This is a genomic window from Sporosarcina soli (assembly GCF_042655805.1).
GTDB lineage: Bacteria > Bacillota > Bacilli > Bacillales_A > Planococcaceae > Sporosarcina > Sporosarcina soli.
The window spans coordinates 133475-157127 of sequence record NZ_JBHSNO010000016.1 but is presented as its reverse complement, the minus strand read 5'-3'; the positions used below and the strand labels follow the sequence as shown (position 1 = coordinate 157127).

Below are 23653 nucleotides of genomic sequence, written 5' to 3'. Positions count from 1 at the left end.
GCATCACAAAACGTCTAATTTAATGTGCAATCATCTCATGAGCAATCGTATGCCCGTCTATTTCGGATGGATAATAAGTCGGCCAGTGACTCACTTCATCCAACAAAGCTTCGCGATCGTCACCCCAGTACAGGTGATAGTGATCGGATTCAGTTGGATAGATATTGTGATCGCTAAATTGAATATATTGAGGAAGTCCTTCCCCTTCTTCTAGTTTAAAGATGTACCTGACGCCTCTATTTCCCTTTTCATACGTAAGGATTTCGTACCCATCATAGCTATACTTACCCGAATTTTCTTCTCCATTTTTAAAGAAAGTCACCGTATCCCCTTGAAACACAATCCGTTCAACGTCTGTTATGTATCCTTTTTCGTAATACGCTTTATATTCTTCTTCTGTCATATCCTTATTTTTCTCTGCTTTGTGAGTAAATACTTCGTCAAGTGTCCCATCTTGAAGATAGGGATAGACCGATTGCCAGTCTCCTTGCCAATCTTCCAATGAACGATCCTTCACTTGGCTGTCTTCAAAATAGCCGGCATAAATTTGTTCGGTTTCTTCATCATGCGCATGACTATGATCGTGATCATGATTATGTTCACTTTCAGCTACTTGTTCTTGTGTTGTAGCCGAGTTTTCAGTAACAGGTGATTGATCAGTAGACTCGCCCTCGGAAGAATCTGTAGGCTGACACGCGACGAGTAAAGAACTGATAGCCAGTACACTTACCCCTTTTGCAAATGAAATTTTCATACGTACACTCCTTTTTATAAATAGTAATGGTTACGATTTAGAATTATACATATGTCGGAGAGAAGCGTCAAGGGGAAATCTTATTGAACTCTGAATTATACTTAGAATCTTTTATATAAGAGTAAACGCACAAATCAAAGCCTAAACCCAAAGATGCTAGTTGGGTTTAGGCTAATTGTGCTCCAATATTATTAATGTAATCCAAAAGCCTTTGCCAATGTAGATATGAAAAAGGACAATATTACCTTCTTACTCTAACTTCCCTAGTCGTAAGAACACTTAACGCATCTCGCACTTTTCTTGCAAAGGAGAGCGGTTTATCAATCGATTCCCAATGCATGAACATCAACCTTGGATTTTCAAATAACCAATGATTATGGACAGCTGTCACAATAATCCCATGTTGACGAAGTGCACTAATGAAGGGGTTAATTTCCTCTTGAAGAATAACGGTTTCCCCGCTACAAAGTGCACGACCATCACTCGTCATGGATTCAAAACTAAACATCTGTGGAATGAGCAGGAAAGAACGTCCGCGTCTACCAAGTACTTCAGGCTTAATATTTAAACGGGATTTCATGACGGTACATTGACCATTTTCAAATGTGTGCATTGTACCGCCTAGAATTCGATTGAATTCATCACAAATGTTAGACTTATTGGCGTGATTCGTAAATCCAGGTGCAAATACTCTTAGGTCATCATTATGACTGAATCTGTCATGACGCGAATTTTCCACTCCAAACACATCGTGTGAAATCAGGACTTGCATGGCATCCCGTACTTTTCTGGCAAAAGTAAGGGGACGGTCAATCGACTCAAAATGCATATACATGAGGCGCGGATCGTCAAAAAGCCAATGATTGTGAACGGCTGTCACAATAATGCCATGTTCACGAAGCACACTCATAAACGGATTGATTTCCTCTTGTAGGAGAACGGTCTCACCTAAGCATAGCCCTCTGCCTTCACTATCGATATTTTCAAACGAAAAGGCTTGGGGAACAAACATAAAGGCCTCTGCTCTTCTGCCTAATACAATGGGATGTAGATTGGTTCTCGATCGAGTGGCTATACAGACACCATTGATAACTCCGGGAGTAGAGTCAAGAATTCTTGCAAATTCATTGCAGAGATTAGATGGATTTAAATCCATATCCATGTCACACATCAACAAACTCCTCTGATATTTATTTGAACAACTTGTTTAACATATGCTTAAAAAATGATCAGCAATAGACAATTGTCCAATCGAATCAAGAAGAGGTTCTGATTGGGCGTGGGATGTGAAACGATAATGACCAAAAGGGAACTGAAAATGAACGTAGAAGCATAAATAATTTCATTCATTGTCAGTGTGTGTAAGTACGCACAGACAGGCGGATCGTTTCTAATATAAGAGAACTGAAAATAAGGACTTTTAAGGCTTTCCTCTTTTTAAGTTTAGGGCCATCGCTAAAGGGAAAATTATTACCGAGTGCAAATTTCTGGAGGTGAGTCTATGAATCAGAAATATGAAGAATGTCTGAAAGCGTGTCTCGAATGTTTGGAAGCCTGTAACAGCTGTTTTGCAGCGTGCTTAAATGAGGAAGATTTGAAGATGATGGCTGATTGTATACGTCTGGACCGAGAATGTGCGGACATTTGTGCATTCGCTGCGCAAGCGATGACGCGAAATAGCCCATTTACCAATCAAATTTTAGAACTTTGTGCTGCAGTGTGCGAACGATGCGGCGAAGAGTGTGCAAAACATGATCACGATCATTGTCAACGCTGTGCTGAATCTTGTCGAAAATGTGCGGAAGCATGCCGTCAAATGGTAGCTTAAACTATATGAAAAAAATGTAATACTCAATGAAGTTGTTCCGAAAAATGAAGGGTGTGTTATTCAAATGAGGAAGCAACTATTTCTTGTAGGTTCCGCCATGTTGATCGGTTTAAGTGGCTGCGGAACTGAAAAGAGCAACGAAAATAGTATGAACGACATGGACGAACCTAAACTGGAAGACATGAAAATAGATCCGAATTCCACTGTAGGTAAAGTCCCTGTAAACTTGATAGAAGCAGTAAATCCATCCTTCAAAGTCGGCAGTGAAGCCATTATTAAAGCGGATCACATGAAGGGGATGAAGGGTGCTATTGCAACGATTGTGGGTGCTTATGACACGACAGCGTATGTTATCTCCTATACCCCAGTAACTGGAGAAGAAAGAGTGGAAAATCATAAATGGGTGATCCAGGAAGAGATGAAGGATGTAGATGACAAAAAATTTGAACCCGGAACTGAAGTTACGATAGAGGCAGATCATATGAAAGGAATGAAGGGGGCTCTAGCTGAAATTGTCTCATCCGAAAAAACGACTGTCTATATGATCAATTACACACCGATTACTGGCGGTGAAGAAGTGATCAATCATAAATGGGTAACGGAAAGTGAACTTTCGGCTAAAGAATGATTGTACTAAGAGGTTTTTTTCCGCAAAGGCAGGGGCATGCGTAATTCTCTTGAGAGGTACCCGCACATTTTGCTTTGATTAATGAGGTTACTTAGAACGTTTAACTTGATTCAGCAGAAGTCCCCCACTTCCATAAGTGGCGGGATGAATGCCAGAAGGCATTTCAATTAGGGGGAGTACAAACTCCCTGCTGATTAGAGGAACTCAGGCTAAGTTCGCCGCGTCCTGCGACAACGCCTGAGTGACCAACATCCTGTTGGCCCAAGCCTCTGGCGGATGTCACAGATTTTGAAAGGAGTTAATCGAGCAAGCTCGATTCAAAATCTGGACGCAATTACGCCGAGGCGTAATTGATCAATACAAAAGCGCCTACGACCATAACGGTTGTAGGCGCTTTTTGACAGTCTGTTGATTTGATTGTTGGTTGTGTCAGCATTCAAATGGCAATTGCACTATCATAAAAACACTTGCTCATATAAGCATATCATTATATGATGGTGTAGAAATGGAGGGAAGGCCTATGAATCATACTGTGAAGACAGATATGCAAAGGGCATCACAGCTCTTAAAGCTGCTTGGGGATCAAACGCGTTTGACAATGATGAAATTGCTCCAGTCACATGATTGCTGCGTCTGTGAATTTGTGGAGATTTTCAACATGAGTCAACCAGCAATTAGCCAGCATTTGCGGAAACTAAGAGATATCGAGTTGGTAACAGAAACGCGCAAAGGAAAGTGGGTTTTCTACTCGGTCAATGTAGATCATGAAGACTATCCATTTATACAAGCTATCCTTGAACAGCTTCCAGGGCAAGACGGATTAGTTACTGAACTCGAAGCACAAGGCTTGCGTATTTGTTGTGAATAAAGAGGAGGAAGTTTGTTGAGTTCAGTAATTGCGGCATCATTGATATTTATTGTAACGCTTATTTTTGTTATTTGGCAGCCTAGAAATTTGTCAATTGGCTGGTCTGCCTGTATTGGCGCAATCATCGCGTTGTTAGTAGGAATCGTTAATTTTCAGGACGTTATCGACGTTACAGGGATTGTGTGGAATGCTACGCTTGCTTTCATCGCCATCATCATTATTTCATTGATTTTAGACGAGATCGGATTCTTCGAGTGGGCTGCGTTACATATGGCAAGATTAGCAAAAGGCAGCGGAATCCGCATGTTTGTGTATGTCAGTCTTCTGGGAGCGATCGTAGCTGCCTTGTTCGCAAACGATGGGGCTGCGCTCATATTAACGCCGATTGTGTTAGCGATGGTACGGAATTTGAATTTCAGTGAAAAAATGATTTTCCCATTTATCATTGCCAGTGGTTTTATTGCAGATACGACCTCGTTGCCGTTAGTCGTAAGTAACTTAGTCAATATTGTTTCAGCTGACTATTTTGGTATCGGCTTTGTCGAATATGCGTCTCGCATGATTGTACCGAACTTATTTGCCTTAGTTGCGAGTATTATAGTCCTGTTTTTATTTTTTCGTAAAAGTATCCCGAAAAACTATAACGTTGCAGATTTAAAAGAACCGAAAGACGTTTTAAAAGATGGCAAGATGTTTCGTCTTTCTTGGGTCGTGTTAAGTATATTGCTGATCGGATATTTTTCTAGTGAGTTTACAGGGTTGCCGGTATCGATTGTGGCTGGGATCATGGCGATATTCTTTATGGTGATGGCACAGAAAAGTCCGGCTGTTCAAACGAGGCAGGTGCTGAGAGGGGCGCCTTGGGCTATTGTGTTCTTTTCTATCGGAATGTATGTCGTTGTCTATGGCTTGCGGAATGTTGGGCTGACAAGTGTGCTTGGCGATCTCATTCAATTGGCTGCAAATCAAGGCCTGTTTATAGGGACGATTGCAATGGGCTTTATCGCAGCGATTTTATCATCAATTATGAACAATATGCCTACCGTCATGATCAATGCCTTGGCAATTGCGGATACGAATACGACAGGGACGATCCGGGAGGCTTTGATTTATGCGAATGTCATCGGTTCGGATTTGGGTCCGAAAATCACACCGATCGGTTCTTTGGCCACTTTATTATGGCTGCATGTCCTCTCGCAAAAAGGTGTGAAAATATCTTGGGGTACTTATTTTAAAACCGGTATCATTCTCACAATACCTACACTTTTAATTACATTAATCGGTCTTTATTTATGGTTGTTGATAGTCTGAAAAACACAAAAGAGGAGAATTTCACTATGTCAAAAAAGACATTATATTTCTTATGTACAGGTAACTCATGCCGTAGTCAAATGGCTGAAGGGTGGGGAAAAAATATTCTCGGAAAAGAATGGCAAGTGCTCAGTGCGGGCATTGAAGCCCATGGGGTCAATCCGAATGCCATTAAAGCGATGAATGAGGCAGGCATTGACATTTCGAATCAAACATCGGATATCATTGATCCACAAATCCTGAATCATGCAGATTTTGTTGTCACACTTTGTGGGGATGCGGCTGACAAATGCCCGATGACACCGTCGCATGTAAAACGTGCACATTGGGGATTTGATGACCCTGCAAAAGCAGAAGGAACGGATGAAGAAAAATGGGCATTTTTCCAACGTATACGCGATGAAATCGGTGCAAGAATTGAACGCTTCGCAGAAACGGGTCAATAAGAAAAACAGGCAGTTGATCAAAATTTCGTAGTCTCGAATTTACGAAATGCACAAATAGCCTAAATCTACTGATGCCAGTGGGATTTAGGCTAATTGTGTTGCAAGATTATCGTTGCAATCCAAAAGCCTTCGCCAATAATGCAATCCCTTCCATTCGATTATTCGCTCCGTAGAAGTTAGGAATAATGGTAACTTCGTCTGCTTGATACTGATCGGCTGTACGCATAATTTTCTCTTTGACTTGCTCTGCGGTTCCGATAATCATACGTTTCCGGTTTTGCATCACTTTTTCTTTTTCGCTAGAACTAATGCCTCGTTTGATTGCGGTTTGTATGGATGGATAATAAGGGGGCGGGGTGCTCGATTCAACGAACAATAACCAAAGATCAAAAGCTTTCGCGAGTGCTTCCGCTTTTTCTGCGGTTTCTGCAATAATCGCAAAAACGGCGATCATGACTTTCGGTTTCTCAAGAAATTGAGAAGGCTTAAACTGTTTTCGGTAATGCGCTATAGCTTCCACCCCTGCGCTAGATGGCTTACCGAAATGCGCAAAGGCATAGGCCGCTCCATTTTCTGCAGCGATTTGGGCGCTACCTAAGCTGCTGCCTAACATCCATATTTCTGGTGTCGTCTCGATAACTGGTGTTGCGATCAAGCCGTTGAAACGATGATTTTCAGAAGGCTGATCGGATAGAAATTGATAAAGATCCTGCACTTGTTGTTCATAGGATAATCGTTTACCTTTTGTTTCGTTCAACGCACGATTCACGATTTGATAACTAGGGGATCGGCCTAGACCTAAGTCAATGCGATTCGGGTGCAGTGCTTCTAGCATCCGGAAATTTTCTGCCACCTTATAGGGACTGTAATGAGGAAGCATGACCCCGCCTGAACCAATCCGGATAAGCTTAGTGGATGTAGCTAAATGCATCATCAGCATTTCAGGGCTACTACTTGCGACTGATAATACATGGTGATGTTCCGCTACCCAAAATCGGTGATACCCAAGTTCTTCCGCTCGCTTCGCCAATTCTGTTGTGTGCAGTAATGCTTCGTGCGCAGTGGCTCCTTCATCTATAGGTGAATAATCAAGAATATTTAATATAAACATTATATGATCTCCTTATTGAAGAAAACATCAAATCCAATTTTCTGCATGGCTTCTTATCAAGGTAATCATGCTAGTCATAGACGGAGAAAGCCATTTATCCTTATGATAAGCCAGAAATGTAGCAATTGCCGGATGTTCCGGTGCGACTTCCTCCCCTTTTAGTTTATGGCTTTCCAATTCTTCCTTCACCGAAAAGTAAGGGACCATCGAAATCCCTAAACCACTTCTCACGCATTGCTTAATCGCCTCGATACTTTGAAAGTCCAAACTTTCCTTCACATCTATCTGCTTAGATCTTAAATACTCATCAAACACCGATTTATAACTACATAATCTTTCCGTATAAAGAACGGTTCGATGATCATCTTCCTCTGGTGGACTGATTAAAACCATCTTTTCTCTTTTCAGTTTTTCACAATAAATTTCTGGCAGGGACCAATTTTCTCTTTCCAATGCCAATGCTAAATCGATATCGCCACTTTGAAGTTGTGAGGTAATATGATAATTTTCAATGGATTTTAATGAAAGATTCACTTTAGGGTAAGACTTTTTATAATCCAGAAGGATAGGTGGAACGCGACCAATCGTCAGTGATTCCGATATGCCAATCACAAGATCGCCTGTCGGTTCATCATCCGTGTTGAGCGCTTGTGCATGCAATTCAATGATCTTCACGGCATAGGAAAGAAGTCGCTCACCGTAATGCGTTAACACGACTTTCTTGCCAAGTCGATCAAATAAGGGTTTTCCTACTTCCTCTTCCAATTCTTGAATATGTGTGGTAACAGAGGATTGTGCATAGCCAAGATGTTCAGCAGCCTTTTTAAAACCTCCTCTTTCTACAATTGTCTTCAGTGTGATCAGATGACGAAGTTCCATCGATATTGACACTTCCTTCGTTCGATTTTAGTGAACTAACCGTTCGGATATATCTATTTTACAAAACAATCCTGTGAAATTACAATAAAAGAGTATACGGAATACAATAGGAGGTCATCGCGATGACATTAAAAATAAAAGTTTACTCAGATTATGTGTGTCCATTTTGTTTTCTTGCTGAACAACCTTTGGAACAAGCGATAAAAGGAAAAGACGTAGAAGTGGAATGGATGCCATTCGAGTTGCGTCCTTATCCAAATGAAACGTTAAAGCCTGAGGGTCATTATTTACAAAGTACATGGAAGCAGTCCGTCTATCCGATGGCCGAACGGATGGGTATTGATATCGTCCTGCCGTGTGTATCGCCTCAACCTTATACACATTTGGCTTTCGAAGGTTATCAATATGCAAAAGAACAAGGGAAGGGCAATGACTATAATGATCGGATGCTGCGTGCATTCTTTCAAGAAGAACAAGACATTGGCGATATCGGGACATTAACGAAATTAGCAGGTGAAATTGGTTTAGACGAAAAAGAATTTCGGGATGCGCTCGAAACGAGAAAATACAAAGAAGTGCATCAGCAAGCACTAAAACATGCCTACGAAGAAGCGAAAATCACTTCGGTGCCTACTTTTGTCATTGGAGAAACAAAAGTGGCTGGCATGCATTCCAAAGAGACATTTGAACAATTGATTGACGATGAGATGAAGAGACAAACACCGGATATTGCTGAAGGAATGATGTGTGGTATCGACGGTTGTGAAATAGAGTAAGTTTGATGGAGAAACGAAGACAAATGATTAGGAAAGAGGCGTTTTGACAATGACAAACATAAGATCATTATTTGAGACTGTAACTGTAGGGAATACAACATTAAATAATCGGGTAGGGGTTGCCCCTATGACACGCGTCAGTGCCACAGCTGAAGGATTGGTAACTGATCAGATGGTATCGTATTACACATCATTTGCCCAAGGCGGGTTCGGGCTGATCATTACAGAAGGAACCTATATTGATGATCAATATAGCCAAACCTATCTGGATCAACCGGGTATCGTTTATGATGAACAAGCCGAAGCGTGGAAAGAAGTAGTCGATTCTGTTCATCACGCAGGAGCGAAAATCTTTATGCAGTTACAGCATTCTGGTTTTCTTTCTCAAGGAAACCGCTTTAAGCAAGAGACACTTGGCCCTTCCGCTATTCGACCAAAAGGGGAACAACTGGCTATGTATTTTGGGGAAGGCCCATACCAAATTCCAAGAGAAGCAACGAAAGAAGAGCTTACAGATATTGTTGCAAGCTTTGCGAATGCGGCAAAGCGGGCGCAAGCAGTCGGGTTTGATGGGATTGAAATTCATGGGGCCAATGGTTATTTACTTGATGGTTTTCTGACAGATTATGCAAATCAGCGTACAGATGAATATGGCGGTTCTACGGAAAATCGGGTCCGTTTAATGGTGAAAGTGTCCCAAGCGATTCGGGAAGCGGTGGGGGAGAACTTCACGATCGGGATTCGGATTTCGCAAGGAAAGGTGAATGATTTCGAACATAAGTGGGTAGGGAAAGAACGAGATGCTGAAATCATCTTTGGCCGACTAGGGCAAGCCGGTCTTGATTTTATCCATGTGACGGAATATGAAGCATGGAAGCCTGCGTTCGAAACAAATGGCCCATCATTAGCTTCTCTTGCAAAGAAATATGGGAAAATACCGGTCATTGCCAATGGTCATTTAGAGGATCCCGAAAAAGCGAATCAAATCATCGCGGACGGAGAAGCCGATATGGTCACTCTAGGAAAAGGGGCCTTGGCTAACCATGATTGGGTTGATAAAGTTAAAAAAGGTGAGCCATTGGCAGTGTTTAAGCCGGAAGAAATATTAAGTCCGAATGCAAAGATCAAGGAATTTGAAGTGTAAAATAGGCAAAGCCAAAAATGACTTTGCCTATCAGCTGGGCACAACTAGCCATACTTCGCTAGTTGTGCTTTTTTGTCTACTTATTAAGCCCGCAATTTCAATCGCTTAATAATTTCATTTGTTACTTCTATGGTTGAAGCGGTACCACCGATGTCTGGCGTCTTAACCCCATTTTGCAGTACTTCTTCAATGGAATCCAATAATAACGTTCCAAGTTCTCCTTCTCCTAAATGATCAAGCATCATTTTACCTGTCCATATTTGGCCAATCGGATTAGCAATCCCTTTGCCGACAATATCTGGAGCAGAACCGTGGACCGGCTCGAACATGGATGGGAATTTCCCATTAATATTAATGTTTGCAGCAGGGGCAATTCCGATGCTACCCATAATGGCTGCTCCGATATCTGTTAAAATATCCCCAAATAAATTACTTGCGACAATTACATCAAGCATATGAGGCTTTGAAACGAGGAAGGCACTTAGCGCATCAATATGTATGGACTGGGTTTGAATATCTCCATATTGTTTTGCGGTTTCTTGAAATACTTCGTCCCAGAAAGGCATTGAATGGACAATTCCATTTGACTTTGTGGCACTCGTGACAAGACCACTTCTTGTTTTGGCTAATTCAAACGCATACTCCATCGCACGGGTAGTCCCTTTTTTTGTGAATACGGCGTTTTGAATCGCCATTTCATCTTCACCCGAATGAATTCTCCCTCCGACTTCACTATATTCTCCTTCACTATTTTCCCTAACTACGATGAAATCAAATTCGTTCGGATTGACAAGTGGAGAGGCAATGCCTTTCATTTGTTTTGCAGGCCGAACGTTGATCACTTGTTCGAATCCTCTCCGGATATTCACGAGCAGACCCCAAAGAGACACGTGATCCGGAACAAGCTTCGGATTTCCGACAGCCCCTAGAAAAACGGCATCACTTTGCGCTAATTGCTTTAGCCCGTCTTCGGGCATCATTACACCATGTTCAAGATAATACTCACAACTCCATGGATATTCTTTATAGTTAAACGTAAGGCCGCCATGAATCTCAGCGAGCGTGTCTAAAACTCTGATTGTTTCTGGCATGACCTCGGTGCCTATGCCATCCCCTGGAATAACGGATATCTCCCACTTTTTCATTTTACTCCTCCTCAAGATGATAGAAGAAACGTTCATGTATCTTCTATTAGTTTAAAAATGCTTGTTCAATCTCTTGTTTTGTAGCACCAGTCGCCAACAAAATGGCTAATTTGATTCTAGCTTTTTTACTGTCATAATCTTTGCCGATAAGTACACCTTTATTCGTTAAATCGAAAACACTACCTGGGAAGTCATAGACATGGCGGACTTCTCCTTCGCCTGCTCTAGTTGTTAAGACGACAATTATACCTTGATGGCAAGCTTCCGCAATCGCTCCAGCCATTTGAGGTGACATATGGCCTCTTCCGGAACCTTCCAAAACGATCCCTTTTGCTCCGGTTGAAATGGAAGTTTTGATGAATCGATCATCTGCGCCGAGGTGAAATGGAATGATATCAACAACTGGCAAACCTTCCTTTAGTGAATACACCTCCCGATCGAGTGGTTTTTGGTACACTGTCACCATATCCTGATCCACCGTACCGAAATATCCGTATCCTTCGGAAGTAAATCCATCTACATTAGAAGCGTGGAATTTCTTTACATATCTAGCTGGAAAAAGGCGCTCATTAAACAGGACTACCGTTCCAAAGCCTTTAAGCTTTTCGCTTGTAGCAGCTATTATAGACTGACGAATATTCACCATTGCATCGGTGCCGAGCTCAAAAGGCCCTCTTTGCGATCCTGTTATGATTACCGGTTTCTCATTGGCAATGGCCAGATCCAAATAATAAGCCGTCTCTTCCAACGTATCTGTACCATGGGTGACAACCACTCCGTCGACATGTTGATCAGCTAATAGAGCTTCAATCCTGTCTTTCAACTGCGATAATCTCTCTGCATCCATTTGATTGCTGGGGACTTGAAAAATGGATTCAACCGTCAAATCGATTGCACTTGGCAGTTTGCACATGCTTGCAAGTTCTTCACCTGTCAATGCACCTGAAGAAAGCAATCCCGTGTCAGGATTCGGCTTACTAGCAATCGTTCCACCAGTCGTTAATAAAATAATTTTTTTCATATCTAATACCCTCATTTCTAAAAAATCCGAGAAGGAAGCCGATTTTGGCCTCCTTGAAAGATAATAGTTTGTAAATAAAAGTGCGTGAAATGACCATACTCTTTCGCGAACATAGAGGTGGGAGTCTTCTAAAACTGTCGTTTCGCTTTCCGTGCAAAGTCATTTACTGAATGGGGTAAACCATCCGTTTAAGCACTCACTTCATTCAATTTATTTTTAGATTGCCGTTGACCCGGTTTTACAAAGATCATCGCTACCATACCAACAATCGCCGCAATCGCTGCTGCGACAAACATCGAAGAGTAGCCAAAGCTTATCACCAAGAATCCAGTTAAAATAGGTGCGATAATGGTTGCTGTATTCGTGATAAAATGTGTAATCCCGCCAAATGTACCTGCACGACTAGGTTCTGTATCAATGATGACGGACCAATAGACAGAGTTTGGCAGTGAATTAAAGGCATTCCCGATACACATTAAGACCATAACTCCGACAATCGTATCTGCAGTCGGGATTAACATAAAGCATGTAGCTGTTAATAACAATGAAACGACAGCTAGTCCTGATCTTGCGATACGAAGACTTCCTGTTTTCATTCGTAAATAGTCCGAAATTTTTCCGCCAAGCAATACGGTGAAACAAGCCCCGACCCAAGGAATCATTCCTAAATACCAGAGAGAAGATAATTGAAAGCCGAATTGATCTTGTAAGTATTTAGGTGTCCACGTGAGTAATAAGAAGTTAATGTATTGAAAAGCAAAATAACCTAGCGCATTAAAAATAAGTGTTGGGTTTTGGAAGAAGTGATACCATTTTATAGAATCATCATGTCCACTAACCACTTTTTCATTTGGCAATAAATCCTTAACAGAACGGATTTTTTCAAGTTCTTCTTTTGAGACTTTTGGATTTTGTTCTGGTAAATCTGTAAACATTCTTGACCATATAATGACCCATACGATTCCTAAGCTACCAAGAATAATAAACATAACTTTCCAGCTCGTTACAGACAAAAGTGCTACCGCTACTGGAGCCGTTAACAAGGCACCGAGAGGCGTTCCTAAAAGCCCCATAGATACAGCAAATCCGCGCTCTTTCGGTGTAGCCCAGTTTGCATTTGTTTTATTGATGGTGGAGAAAGTGGGACCTTCTGCAAAGCCGAATAAAATACGGATGACAGCAAATCCAGTCAGCGCAGAACCTCCAAATAGTGCCAAACCGATATCCCCGGCAAAAGCAGTAGCAATGACAAAAACGGACCAGCCAATCCCGATAATGATCCAAACAAATTTCGGCCCTTTTTTATCTGCTAGCATACCTCCAAAGAGTGAACCAAATAAATAACCAAATCCAAAATAACCAAGTACGGCTCCCCAAGAAATCGCATCGAATCCATACTCGCCGATTATGTCTTGTTGTGCGTACGAAATGGCACCCCTATCGATATAGTTAATGATGACCATCAGCACCATCATTAACATAATTTGATAACGATAATTTTTCTTCATATTGAACACCTAACCCTTCCACTCACTTTTAAATAATTTGGAGAATGCTTTTTATGCTCCGATTACCGCCGTCGTAATGGCGAACCTATTCACATTCTCCTCTAGTGCGCAATTCATCTAGACACAAGCATCATTTAACTCTTTCCCCCCACTCAATTGACAGCCCTATTATCTTAATTGCAAAAACCATGCCAAAAATAAAAAAAGAGTATATTTCCCTGTTCTTCGGCAAATATACTCTCGTAAACACACTTTTTGCTTTGATCTCTTGAAAATGAATTATGCAGATGCGCATAATTTTGTAGGGGAAACGCATGCGATATCAATAAAGAGCAGCCTAATTTACCTCGAAATAGTGAATTATATGGATGTTTTGCAATTCGGCATAACGAATATGCGGAAATGCATAATGAGATTCGTGTGATTAGGTACAAACCTTTTTCAGCTTTCTACTCACCGTAGATTGATTGACTTCCAAGGCCTCGGCGATTTTTACGGTTGTTCCGTATTTCTTTTTAGCCAACATTAATAACTGAGATTCAACTAAATGGATTGCTTCCTTAATCGGTATGATGTCCGTAACATGGACCACAGGTAAATTCTTGCCTTCCATAAGTGAATCTGGAAGATGCTCAATGTCTATGATGGGAGCATCTGCAGTCACAATAAGCCGTTCGATCATATTTTGGAGTTCTCTAACATTTCCAGCCCAATCATACGTTTGAAATAGATCAAGTACAGCTGGGGAAAAGGTTTTGCAAGTTTGAAATTTTTCATTGAAATCCTGTATGAAGTGGAGTGTGAGTGCTAAAATATCGTCTTTTCTTTCCCGCAAAGGAGGGATGAAGAGGGGGACCACATTCAGACGATAATACAAATCCTCCCGGAAATTTCCTTTTTTCATTTCTTCTTGCAGATTTCGATTAGTCGCTGCAATAATGCGTACATTAACCGATATTGGCTTCGTCCCACCAATGCGTGTGAATTCCATTTCTTGCAAAACTCGTAGCAATTTCACTTGAAGGGCAAGAGGGATCTCGCCAATCTCATCGAGGAAAATCGTTCCCTTATTGGCCAATTCGAATAAACCTGGCTTGCCTGTTTTGGAAGCCCCCGTGAAAGCACCCTTCTCATAACCAAATAGCTCAGATTCCAGCAAATTTTCGGGGATTGCACCACAATTTACTTTGATGAAAGGTTCGTCTTTCCTTTCACTTTTTCGATGAATATAGGATGCAATCACTTCTTTACCTACACCGGATTCTCCTTGAATAAGAATGGTAGAGTCTACTTCCGCGACTTTTCTAGCAAGCGTCATGACTCCCTCCATCCGTTCGCTTTTTAAGATGAGTGACTCACTTTCCATTTCCAATCCCTTTAACTGACTGAGTTGCTGCTTGTAACCTTCTGTCAGCAGCCTCATTTCCTCTAATTCCATGCGTAGATGATTTTCCTCAGTAATGTCACGTGATGCGTTGACCACACGAATAATATTTCCTTTTTCATCCTTGATCGGAGTCCCGATACAAACGAGCCTTCGCCCTTTTTTGGTCGTCTGGAATACTTGTACTTTTTGTTTTTTCTCCAATACTTGTCGTGTGACAGAGGGATAAAAAACGCCCATTTCTTCAAGTTTATAAATACTTTTTCCGACAAGTTCCTCCGATTTATATCCCCAAAGATCTTCGCATGCCGAGCTAGCATGTAAGGTCATACCGTTTCCGTCAGACACGTAAATCACATCGTAAGAAGCATCAACAATCGCTTGGAAATCAGTCGACAGATTCATAAACCGATCCAAATTTATCGCAATCTTTTCGATTTCCTCCGCTTTCCAATAGAGTTGAACGGCCCCTATGAGTCGATCCCCTTGCAAAACATTGGTTTGGATATACGCGCCTTTACGATCCTCCGTCACTTTCATGACGACTTTTTTATCCGTTTCATTGAGAAGTGTGTTAAGTTGACAGCTGTGATATAAATCCTTCAGATCATAATCGACGGCATCTTCCCTGTTTATACCGTGAATCTTCAAGGCTTGGTCATTCAAAAAACATGTTTTTCCGGATTCATCAATCATAGAGACTTCAAGTGGAAGGGAAGATAAAACCGATTTAAAATAAAAAGCCTCTTCCTTGAAATGACGATAAAGTGCAAAAGCAAGCTCTTCCCGTTTGAGGCATCCTATGATTCTTTCATGTTCATCTGTGGCAAGAATCATACTGTAATCTTCCCAATCCTTCTCTCCCGCATACAGTCGGTCAATCGGTATAACTCCAACCGCTAGAATTTCTTCGGGGTTATCCGCAGTTATGCCTCCAATCACTTGGCCATGTGAGTCGTTAACGAGAATGATAGCTGTTTCTTTGAAGATTTCTTCTCTAGACACAACCGTCCATTCGTCGAAAGACATCATCATAAAATTTTTTATTAAAATCGATTCAATCTGCAAGAATTCCACCTCATTTTCACAAACTTTCTCTCGATTATACTATATTGAAACAATTTATTTATATTAGTTTACGGCTACCTTGAGACGCCATTATTTGTAGTAAATGATTATTCATAGAAAACAAAAACACAAGTGGCAGAGTGATGCCACTTGTGTTCATCTTTATTAAGCGAAAGAATGGTTTGGTTCTTCTGGTCTATCATTTATAACAATTAAAACCCCTAGCAGAATTAAAATGGAACCGATCCAAAAGGTGATACTGATCGTTTCACCTAGTATGAGCCATCCTAATAATGTTCCAACGACGGGTTGGAAGAAAAAGAAAATTCCTCCACTTGAGGCATTTAGCATTTGTAATCCGCGATTCCATAATAGAAATGCGATGGATGTCGAGATGATCCCCAAATACAGTAACCCTCCCCAAATGGTCGGATCCATCAAATCGTTCGGATCGATTTGCGGTAATCTTGGGATGACAAATGGAGTTAACACAACAAAAGCGATGAAAGTGGCATAGGTGGTCACGACGATTTGTGAATAATCGCTCGGGACTCGTTTGATGAGTACAGACATTAACGCCCATGTTAATGCCGCAATGATCAGTGAGATTCCCCCAAGCATGCTGGTCATGTTAATATCGTCAATGCCAACAATGGTGATCACACCGATTGTGGCTAAACTAACGGAAATCGCTTTCTTTAACGTTAAACGTTCTTTGAGAATTAAACTAGCAAACAAAACCATGAATGCGGGTGTTGTCGAAGTGATGATCGCACCCATTTGTGCAGTGGAGAGCATTGTACCTGTTTCTTGCGTAACAATGGAAATGACGTACCCGATTAGTGAAATGGCAAAAATGATGCCAAAGTGATGCCTTTGAATTCTCCAATTTTGTCTCGTCACCAGTCCGATGATGACGAGTGCAATGAGTGCGATGAAATAACGCATCCATACAAGTTCCAATGGGGGGATGACGGCCACTACGACCTTCACGACCACATACATGCCTCCCCAGATACTTGAAGCCAAGATTAAAAATAAAGAACCGATCAATGTATTTTTCATTTTATACCCTCCGTTTTAGTTTGGCTAATTACGCCTTAACGGAGAGAAGCAGTTATCTCTCCATTAAGAGCGGGAGAGTGCTGCTGGTACATCATTTTCGAATAAAGGCGCTAGCAACATAAGTGTTCACCCCTTTGGGATAAGTAGTAAGTTCATCGTATCAAAGCGTCTGCTAGCAATCAACCAGATTTTGGGAGACTATTCGTGAAGAACTGCGATTATTCAAAAAAAGATATAGAGGGTAAAGAGGATACTATATGTAGAAGTGATATCATGGTAGAAAGAGTCTTGTTTTCGATAAAAAGATAGTTGGAGGGGGATCACTGATGAAACAATATCGTTGCAATGATTGTGGAGAAGAACAGGCGATTACACCAACCGTATGGCGATGCGCGTGTGGCGGTGTCTTTGATTTAGTGAAAGATACACCCAAAATAGATGTGACAGCTTGGAATAACTATCCAAACACATTATGGCGTTATGTGGAGACAATGCCATTTGCAGCTGATTCGAAGACATGGGAACATGTCACAATGGGAGAAGGGCAGACGCCGCTCATCGTGCTGGATGCTGAAGAACCCAATACATATGTAAAAGTGGATTATATGATGCCGACCCTATCTTTTAAAGATCGAGGGGCCGCTGTGTTAATGACGAAAGCGAAAGAATTAGGGGTTTCCAAAGTCATTGCGGATAGTAGTGGGAATGCAGGCACGGCAATTGCAGCTTATGCGGCGCGTTGCAATATCGCATGCGATATTTATCTTAGCGATGATACTTCGTTAAAAAAGATTGCACAAGTTAAAGCGCATGGTGCAACAATTAAACAAATTCACGGGACACGTGAAGAAATTGCTACCGCCGCTCAACAAGCGGTGGAGGAAGAAAATGTTTTTTACGCCAGCCATGTGTATAATCCTTATTTCTATGAAGGCACGAAAACATACGCCTATGAAATTTATGAACAATTAAAAGGCGCGCCTGATACGTTGATCATCCCGGTTGGAAACGGTACGCTTCTTCTAGGTGCATATTATGGCTTTAAAGAGTTACTGGAAAATGGATTGATTGAAAAAATGCCGAAAATCGTTGCTATTCAAGCCGCAAATTGTGCACCGCTTGTAAATGCCTACCAAGCCGGGGACAAATCGGCACAAGCATTTACGAATAGAGGGACATTAGCGGAAGGAATTGCGATTGCAGCACCCGCGCGTTCCAAACAAATTTTAGAAGCTGTGCGTCATACGGATGGCACGTTTATTGAAATTGAAGAAAATGAGATTGTAAGTGCGCGGGAACAACTGAGCGAAAAAGGATTTTATGTGGAAGTGACTTCAGCGGTGAACTACGCGGGTTATCTCAAGTATGAGAAAGCACCAGATGAAAAAATCATTATTCCGCTTTGTGGGGCAGGGATTAAATCCAACTCCCATGAATATTAAACTTCCAACTTCGCAAAAATGGCAACACTAAAGAAGACGCAACTTATGTTTTAAAAAAACATAAGTTGCGTCTTCTTTAAAATGGTGAAGTTCAAGCTTTCTTTTTTGCCGGGTATCCGACGAGGATAGCAATAATTCCGCAGATTCCTATGAGGATTGGATAAAAAGAGTATTGAAGTATGCTCACTGGCGATATTCCAGCTACGCTTGCGGCTACTAAGAATTGGGCTCCGTATGGTAGAAGGCCTTGAATCGTACAGGAGAATATATCTAATATACTTGCGGACTTTCGCGGCTCAATCCCATACTGATCAGCAATATTTTTTGCAAGAGGACCGGCGATTAAAATAGCAATCGTATTATTGGCCGTCGATAAATTAGTTAGGCCTACAAGTCCGGCAATTCCAAATTCAGCACCCTTTTTCGATTTAATCCTTCGTGTCGCAAGGTGAAGCAGAAAGTCAACTCCACCGTTAAATTTAATAACCTCTACCATTCCAGCTATTAATATCGCAAGAAAGGCCATTTCATACATGCCTGCCATTCCTCCGCCTATATTTTCAAAAAGGCCCATTAATTGATAGCTGCCATCAGCTAAGCCGACAGCCCCGGCGAGGATAATCCCTGATGCTAGAACAAGGAAAACATTCATTCCAGCTAACGCAAAAATAATAACCAGAACATAGGGAACAATTTTTACCCAACTATAGCTTAAATGCTCCACTTGTGCCGTTTCACCCATTGTAATAGCCCCTAAAATAATGCCCGTTACAATAGCTGCCGGCAACACAATCCAAAAATTCACCTTGAATTTATCCTTCATTTCTGCGCCTTGTGAACGAGTGGCAGTAATGGTTGTATCTGAAATAAAGGATAAATTATCGCCAAACATCGAGCCGCCAACAATTGCCCCCATTACTAAAGCCATGGAAAAATCGGTATGCTGGCTTATCCCAACACCAATTGGCGCCAGTGCCACAATCGTTCCCACTGATGTACCCATTGACAAGGAGATAAAGCAGGCAATGATGAACAGGCCTACGACAATCAGGTTTGGCGGAACGACCGATAAAGCAAAGTTAACGGTGGAGTCCACTGCCCCCATGCCTTTTGCTACCTCTGAAAAGGCCCCAGCCAAGAGAAAAATAACAACCATCAGCATGACATTTAAATTTCCTGCGCCTTGGCAAAAAATATCAACCTTTCGCGCAAACGATACTTTTCGATTCATCGCCAGAGCCACAGCGCCTGAAATGGTAATGGCTACAATGACAGGAAAGGCATAAAAATCACCTGTAATAATCCCTGAACCAATAAATAAAATCAAAAAAACAACAAATGGGATCAACGCCCATGGATTCCCTTTTTTCACTGTTCCACCCCTAAAAAATTATGGACATGTCTGTTGTCCATTCTTTGCTTAGAAAAAGTTTTACCCCTTCAAATATTGCTATTCTAAGTTCTATACATTTTAGCCTTATCCTTGTGGTGTAAAACTTTCACTTTAAATAATATTAACATCTCTATTCCGAAATACTATTTATTTCTGTGTAGTTGATTAAAATCAAAATAGTTTTAAGTTATTCACTATACTCACAAAGTAATATTCAGTTTTTTAATACTGTTTATTAAGAATATATAAAGAACATAAATGAGTGAAAAACAGTAGAATCTATCCTGAGTAAAATGTTTGATGAGTTGGATTTTCAAATTGTTATAAGTATCCGCTTTATCCTATCAGGGTGACTGACAGTAAACAACTAGATTTAGGGGATTAATAGTTTATCACTGCGGTTAATTGAAGAAATTGATATATAGGGTTAAAGCGGCTACGATATGAGGAAGTGAGATCAATAGACTGCTGAAGCACTATGGGGAGGTAACAATGAATATTGGGATAATCGGTGCAGGGGCGATTGCGCATTTTTTATTGGAAAAAATAAATCGTCATAGGCATGAAAATTTACGAATTTCAAGTGTTTTTGTACGGAACAAGGAAAAGTATCGATTGTTGGAATCGGCTTATGGGGTGTCGTTGTATACGGACCTTGAAAAATTTCTCGATTCTGACATCGATCTAGTCGTGGAGACAGCGAATATCGATGCGGTGAAAACTTTGCTGCCCTCTGTTCTGAAGAAAAAGGACGCCGTGTTAATCAGTGTGGGGGCATTGGCAGATGAAGCGTTGTTGACAGAAATCAGTGATCTGGCTCATGCGTACAAGCATAACGTGCATTTGCCGTCTGGGGCTATCGGTGGTCTGGACTTATTGCAAAACGCACACGCCTTGGGCACGGTGACAAGCGTGTCGTTGACAACTCGGAAACCTGCCCGTTCGCTCATCGAGGAAGACATCGATGAAGCGAAAACGGTATTTGAAGGGACAGCGATGGAAGCCATCCGGCAATTTCCAAAAAACATGAATGTCTCCATTGTGCTGTCCTTGGCAGGGATCGGAATAGAGAAGACGAGTGTGCGCCTCGTAGCCGATCCGCATATTGATAAAAACATGCATCATGTGGAAGTGATCGGTGATTTTGGTGAAGCGACATTTTCCATTACCAATAATCCGCTTCCGGAAAATCCGAAGACAAGCTATTTAGCCGCTATGAGTATTTTAGGGACGTTAGAAAGGATTGGCCAGAAGATAAGAATCGGTGGGTAATTAGTAGAAATGATGGCGTCAAATCATGTAGACCTGTTAACGAGTCTGCAGGATTTGGCGCTTTTTTGATTTGTATAAAGAAAACTATATATCGTTATAAACTTTTTCGTATTGGCGTTTAAGAATGATAAGTACTATTATTGGGACTATATTGAACAATTAATGGTAAAGGGGAATGCGTTTCATTTCTATCACGATTAAAGACGGGGGTTTTAAGAATGGTGCAACTGAAGAATGAAACATTATTTAGCAATGCATTACTAAGTGAAATTCGGGAGAAATTTGCGTTTGTTGATACGGATCCGCTTACGGGGAAGAAGCGGCTGTTTTTTGACAATGCGGGGGGATCTTATCGGTTAAAAACTGCTAACGAAAAGTTTGCGCAGTTTGACTTGATTCCAGATCATCCTCAACGCGACCATGAAACTGCAAAATTGTTACATGAAGTGGAACAACAAGGAATTGACGATATACGAACGATTTTTAATGCAAAACAAGGGAAAATTGCAACGTATCTTACTGCTTCTCAGGCTATGTTTGAAATGACGGGTGTGATTGCAGAAAATATTGAAGGCACCAATATTGTGACGACTGCATTGGAACATCCATCCGCTTTTGACGCAGCAACTTTTTATGCGAATAAGTTAGGTAAGGAACTTCGCGTGGCTCCAACAAATCTTATAACTGGTGGAGTTGATGTTGAAGAAATCACAAAGCTGATTGACAGTGACACTTGTCTGTTAAGTGTAATTTACGCATCTAATATTTCCGGTGCCATTTTGGATATTGAGACAATTGTCAAAGAAGCAAGAAAAATAAAACCGGATTTATATATCATTGTGGATGCTGTGCAGCATGCTCCGCATGGCATCATCGATATCGAAAAGACTCCTGTAGATGTCATGAACATAGCCCCCTATAAATTTTTTGGCGTAAGAGGCTTTGGGATTGCTTATCTTTCTGAAAGAGTTGCAAAACTTCCACATCATCGCTTATTTGGAAAGGAAGATGATAATTTACAACTTGGCAGTCCAGCACCAGGTCATTTTGCTTCCATCAGTGAAATTGTAAATTATGTATGTTGGATAGGAAGCCAATTTTCCGACAAGCAAGATAGAAGGGAATTATATGTGGAAGGAATAACTCGGATTGGTTTGCATGAACAAGCACTTCTTGAAGCCATGCTGAACGGTACGGAGAACGTCAAAGGGTTACGAGAGATTCCAGGCGTCACGGTCTATCTGGATTATGAAGATTTGTCCAAAAGGGATCTGATCATTGCGATGCGTATAGAGCATTTAGATTTTCAAGAAGCGGTTCGTCAATATGGAAATGAAAATGTTCTTGTCTATGATCGGGTTGCAACAAGTATTTACTCGAAAAGGATGTTGGAGTCATTTGGAATGGAAGGCGCAGTAAGAATATCACCCTTACACTGTAATACGGTAGAAGAGATAGAAGAATTTTTGAAAGTTACGCAAAGTATTGCAGCAAGGGTCAATGGTTGAATAAAGGGAGATGAACACTCACGCAGTTGTTGGTGAGTGTTCATTTTTTGATTCCCGGCAAATTGTCTATCTTAACTTCATGATTTACGTTAAAGTCCAACGAGCTTATTCTCATTTAAAAATTGAATGAAATCCAAACCGACTTGTGATAGTGGATGTGACTTTTTATAATACAGCATGATATTTCGATATGCATTTTCATCATCTATTTTGTAAAAGAACAATTTATCGGTCGCTTCTAAGAATTGTGTGACACCAGCTCTTACGAAAGCAACGCCTTTCCCATTGCAAGCAACATAATAGGAAGTTAGCAACTGATCAAGATACATGGATACAGTGGGGGTAAATCCTGCTTTTCTACACATCTTCAGGCTTCTCTGGTACATATCATTTCCTTTTTTCAATAAGAGGAAATTTTCATTTTCAAACTCTTTCAGACTTATTTTCGGATATGTGTCACTCAAATATTGACCGCTGGCTGCCTCATCGAAAGTTAGGCGATAGCTCTCGAGGTGATTATTCACTTCATAAGATACCGGAACCGCCAGCAAAATATGTTCTTCTCCCCACACAACAGTTTCAAAAAGTTTAGGATCCCTTTTTTCAACATCAATAATGATGTCGACGATGTCTGTACGCAGACACTTCATCAAATCATCTGCATTCGCCTCCAAAAGGTTTACCGTATAATCCGGATATTCCATCTTAAATTTTTGCGCTATCGTTGGCAAAATGGAAGTGCAAAAGAAAGAAGATCCCCCGACATTTATAGACCCCCGGTTACTGTCCAACAAGCTATTGAAATAGGCTCTCATTTCTTTTTCTACGTTCATGATGTTTTCTATATTTTGAATATAGTATTCGCCTGCCGCTGTTAATTGAATCGGGTTACTGCTCCGGTCGAAAATCGGAAGACCGATTTCTTCTTCTACCTTTTTGATCGTTGCACTAAGAGCAGGTTGCGAAATATAGAGTTCTTCGGCTGCTTTAGAAAAGCTTTTATTGGTATGAACCGCATACACATATTCCATATTTTTTAACATAGAAAACCCTCTTTTATTTAGTATAAAGAAAACTATATATCGTTATAAACATTTTCGTA

General features: G+C 41.0%; 21 protein-coding genes. 10 read left to right on the top strand and 11 right to left on the bottom strand.

From position 1 onward, the window contains the following. Positions 1-19: 19 nt before the first annotated feature. Both ACFPRA_RS21420 and ACFPRA_RS21415 read right to left on the bottom strand, forming a co-directional pair. A complete protein-coding gene (locus tag ACFPRA_RS21420) occupies positions 20-754 on the bottom strand; it encodes a metal-binding protein ZinT (RefSeq protein ID WP_381439262.1) in 735 nt (244 codons plus the stop codon). Between the two features lie 241 nt (positions 755-995). Next, on the bottom strand, positions 996-1916 hold the full coding sequence (locus ACFPRA_RS21415) for a DUF1259 domain-containing protein (RefSeq protein ID WP_381439997.1): 921 nt from the start codon (positions 1914-1916) through the stop codon (positions 996-998). A gap of 339 nt (positions 1917-2255) precedes the next feature. On the opposite strand from ACFPRA_RS21415, the gene ACFPRA_RS21410 reads away from it, so the two are divergent. From ACFPRA_RS21410 to arsC, 5 genes are all read left to right on the top strand, one after another. Beyond that, complete coding sequence (locus ACFPRA_RS21410; protein WP_381439260.1) at positions 2256-2582, top strand: four-helix bundle copper-binding protein; 327 nt, start codon at positions 2256-2258, stop codon at positions 2580-2582. Between the two features lie 64 nt (positions 2583-2646). Continuing rightward, complete coding sequence (locus ACFPRA_RS21405) at positions 2647-3210, top strand: YdhK family protein (protein WP_381439258.1); 564 nt, start codon at positions 2647-2649, stop codon at positions 3208-3210. Positions 3211-3730: 520 nt separating this feature from the next. After that, positions 3731-4078, top strand: coding sequence for an ArsR/SmtB family transcription factor (locus tag ACFPRA_RS21400; protein ID WP_381439255.1), 348 nt, complete (start codon positions 3731-3733; stop codon positions 4076-4078). Positions 4079-4093: 15 nt separating this feature from the next. Beyond that, entirely contained in the window at positions 4094-5389 is a 1296-nt protein-coding gene (locus ACFPRA_RS21395; protein WP_381439253.1) for an arsenic transporter, read from the top strand. A gap of 26 nt (positions 5390-5415) precedes the next feature. Continuing rightward, positions 5416-5835, top strand: a complete 420-nt coding sequence (gene arsC / locus ACFPRA_RS21390) for an arsenate reductase (thioredoxin) (protein ID WP_381439250.1) — start codon at positions 5416-5418, stop codon at positions 5833-5835. 106 nt (positions 5836-5941) lie between these two features. Here arsC and ACFPRA_RS21385 read toward each other — a convergent pair whose 3' ends face one another. Both ACFPRA_RS21385 and ACFPRA_RS21380 read right to left on the bottom strand, forming a co-directional pair. Further along, positions 5942-6946 (bottom strand): LLM class flavin-dependent oxidoreductase, encoded by a 1005-nt coding sequence (locus ACFPRA_RS21385; protein ID WP_381439248.1) that lies wholly within the window; start codon positions 6944-6946, stop codon positions 5942-5944. A gap of 27 nt (positions 6947-6973) precedes the next feature. Continuing rightward, positions 6974-7825: a LysR family transcriptional regulator gene (locus tag ACFPRA_RS21380; RefSeq protein WP_381439246.1), complete on the bottom strand. Its 852-nt coding sequence runs from the start codon at positions 7823-7825 to the stop codon at positions 6974-6976. A gap of 122 nt (positions 7826-7947) precedes the next feature. Between ACFPRA_RS21380 and ACFPRA_RS21375 the strand changes: the two genes are divergently transcribed. Together ACFPRA_RS21375 and ACFPRA_RS21370 are read left to right on the top strand one after the other, a co-directional pair. Continuing rightward, entirely contained in the window at positions 7948-8601 is a 654-nt protein-coding gene (locus ACFPRA_RS21375; RefSeq protein WP_381439244.1) for a DsbA family oxidoreductase, read from the top strand. Positions 8602-8650: 49 nt separating this feature from the next. Further along, the gene (locus tag ACFPRA_RS21370; protein ID WP_381439241.1) at positions 8651-9745 is read left to right on the top strand and encodes an NADH:flavin oxidoreductase; all 1095 of its coding nucleotides are present in this window, start codon (positions 8651-8653) and stop codon (positions 9743-9745) included. An 83-nt stretch (positions 9746-9828) separates the two neighbouring features. On the opposite strand, the gene ACFPRA_RS21365 is transcribed toward ACFPRA_RS21370, so the two are convergent. The 5 genes from ACFPRA_RS21365 to ACFPRA_RS21345 form a co-directional block, all read right to left on the bottom strand. Further along, the gene (locus ACFPRA_RS21365; protein ID WP_381439239.1) at positions 9829-10890 is read right to left on the bottom strand and encodes a tartrate dehydrogenase; all 1062 of its coding nucleotides are present in this window, start codon (positions 10888-10890) and stop codon (positions 9829-9831) included. Between the two features lie 46 nt (positions 10891-10936). Then, positions 10937-11911, bottom strand: coding sequence for an asparaginase (locus tag ACFPRA_RS21360; protein ID WP_381439236.1), 975 nt, complete (start codon positions 11909-11911; stop codon positions 10937-10939). Between the two features lie 188 nt (positions 11912-12099). After that, a complete protein-coding gene (locus ACFPRA_RS21355) occupies positions 12100-13419 on the bottom strand; it encodes an MFS transporter (RefSeq protein WP_381439234.1) in 1320 nt (439 codons plus the stop codon). A gap of 424 nt (positions 13420-13843) precedes the next feature. Further along, on the bottom strand, positions 13844-15871 hold the full coding sequence (locus ACFPRA_RS21350; RefSeq protein ID WP_381439232.1) for a sigma-54 interaction domain-containing protein: 2028 nt from the start codon (positions 15869-15871) through the stop codon (positions 13844-13846). A 165-nt stretch (positions 15872-16036) separates the two neighbouring features. After that, entirely contained in the window at positions 16037-16936 is a 900-nt protein-coding gene (locus ACFPRA_RS21345; RefSeq protein WP_381439230.1) for a DMT family transporter, read from the bottom strand. Between the two features lie 326 nt (positions 16937-17262). Here ACFPRA_RS21345 and ACFPRA_RS21340 point away from each other — a divergent pair, with 326 nt between their 5' ends. Continuing rightward, on the top strand, positions 17263-18378 hold the full coding sequence (locus tag ACFPRA_RS21340; RefSeq protein ID WP_381439228.1) for a threonine synthase: 1116 nt from the start codon (positions 17263-17265) through the stop codon (positions 18376-18378). A gap of 91 nt (positions 18379-18469) precedes the next feature. Here the strand turns inward: ACFPRA_RS21340 and ACFPRA_RS21335 are convergent, their stop codons facing one another. Next, positions 18470-19750, bottom strand: a complete 1281-nt coding sequence (locus ACFPRA_RS21335; RefSeq protein WP_381439224.1) for a Na+/H+ antiporter NhaC family protein — start codon at positions 19748-19750, stop codon at positions 18470-18472. Positions 19751-20263: 513 nt separating this feature from the next. Here ACFPRA_RS21335 and nadX point away from each other — a divergent pair. Further along, positions 20264-21043: an aspartate dehydrogenase gene (gene nadX, locus ACFPRA_RS21330; RefSeq protein WP_381439222.1), complete on the top strand. Its 780-nt coding sequence runs from the start codon at positions 20264-20266 to the stop codon at positions 21041-21043. A gap of 218 nt (positions 21044-21261) precedes the next feature. Then, positions 21262-22551 (top strand): aminotransferase class V-fold PLP-dependent enzyme, encoded by a 1290-nt coding sequence (locus tag ACFPRA_RS21325; RefSeq protein ID WP_381439220.1) that lies wholly within the window; start codon positions 21262-21264, stop codon positions 22549-22551. Between the two features lie 89 nt (positions 22552-22640). On the opposite strand, the gene ACFPRA_RS21320 is transcribed toward ACFPRA_RS21325, so the two are convergent. Beyond that, a complete protein-coding gene (locus tag ACFPRA_RS21320; RefSeq protein ID WP_381439217.1) occupies positions 22641-23594 on the bottom strand; it encodes a LysR family transcriptional regulator in 954 nt (317 codons plus the stop codon). Positions 23595-23653: the final 59 nt, after the last annotated feature.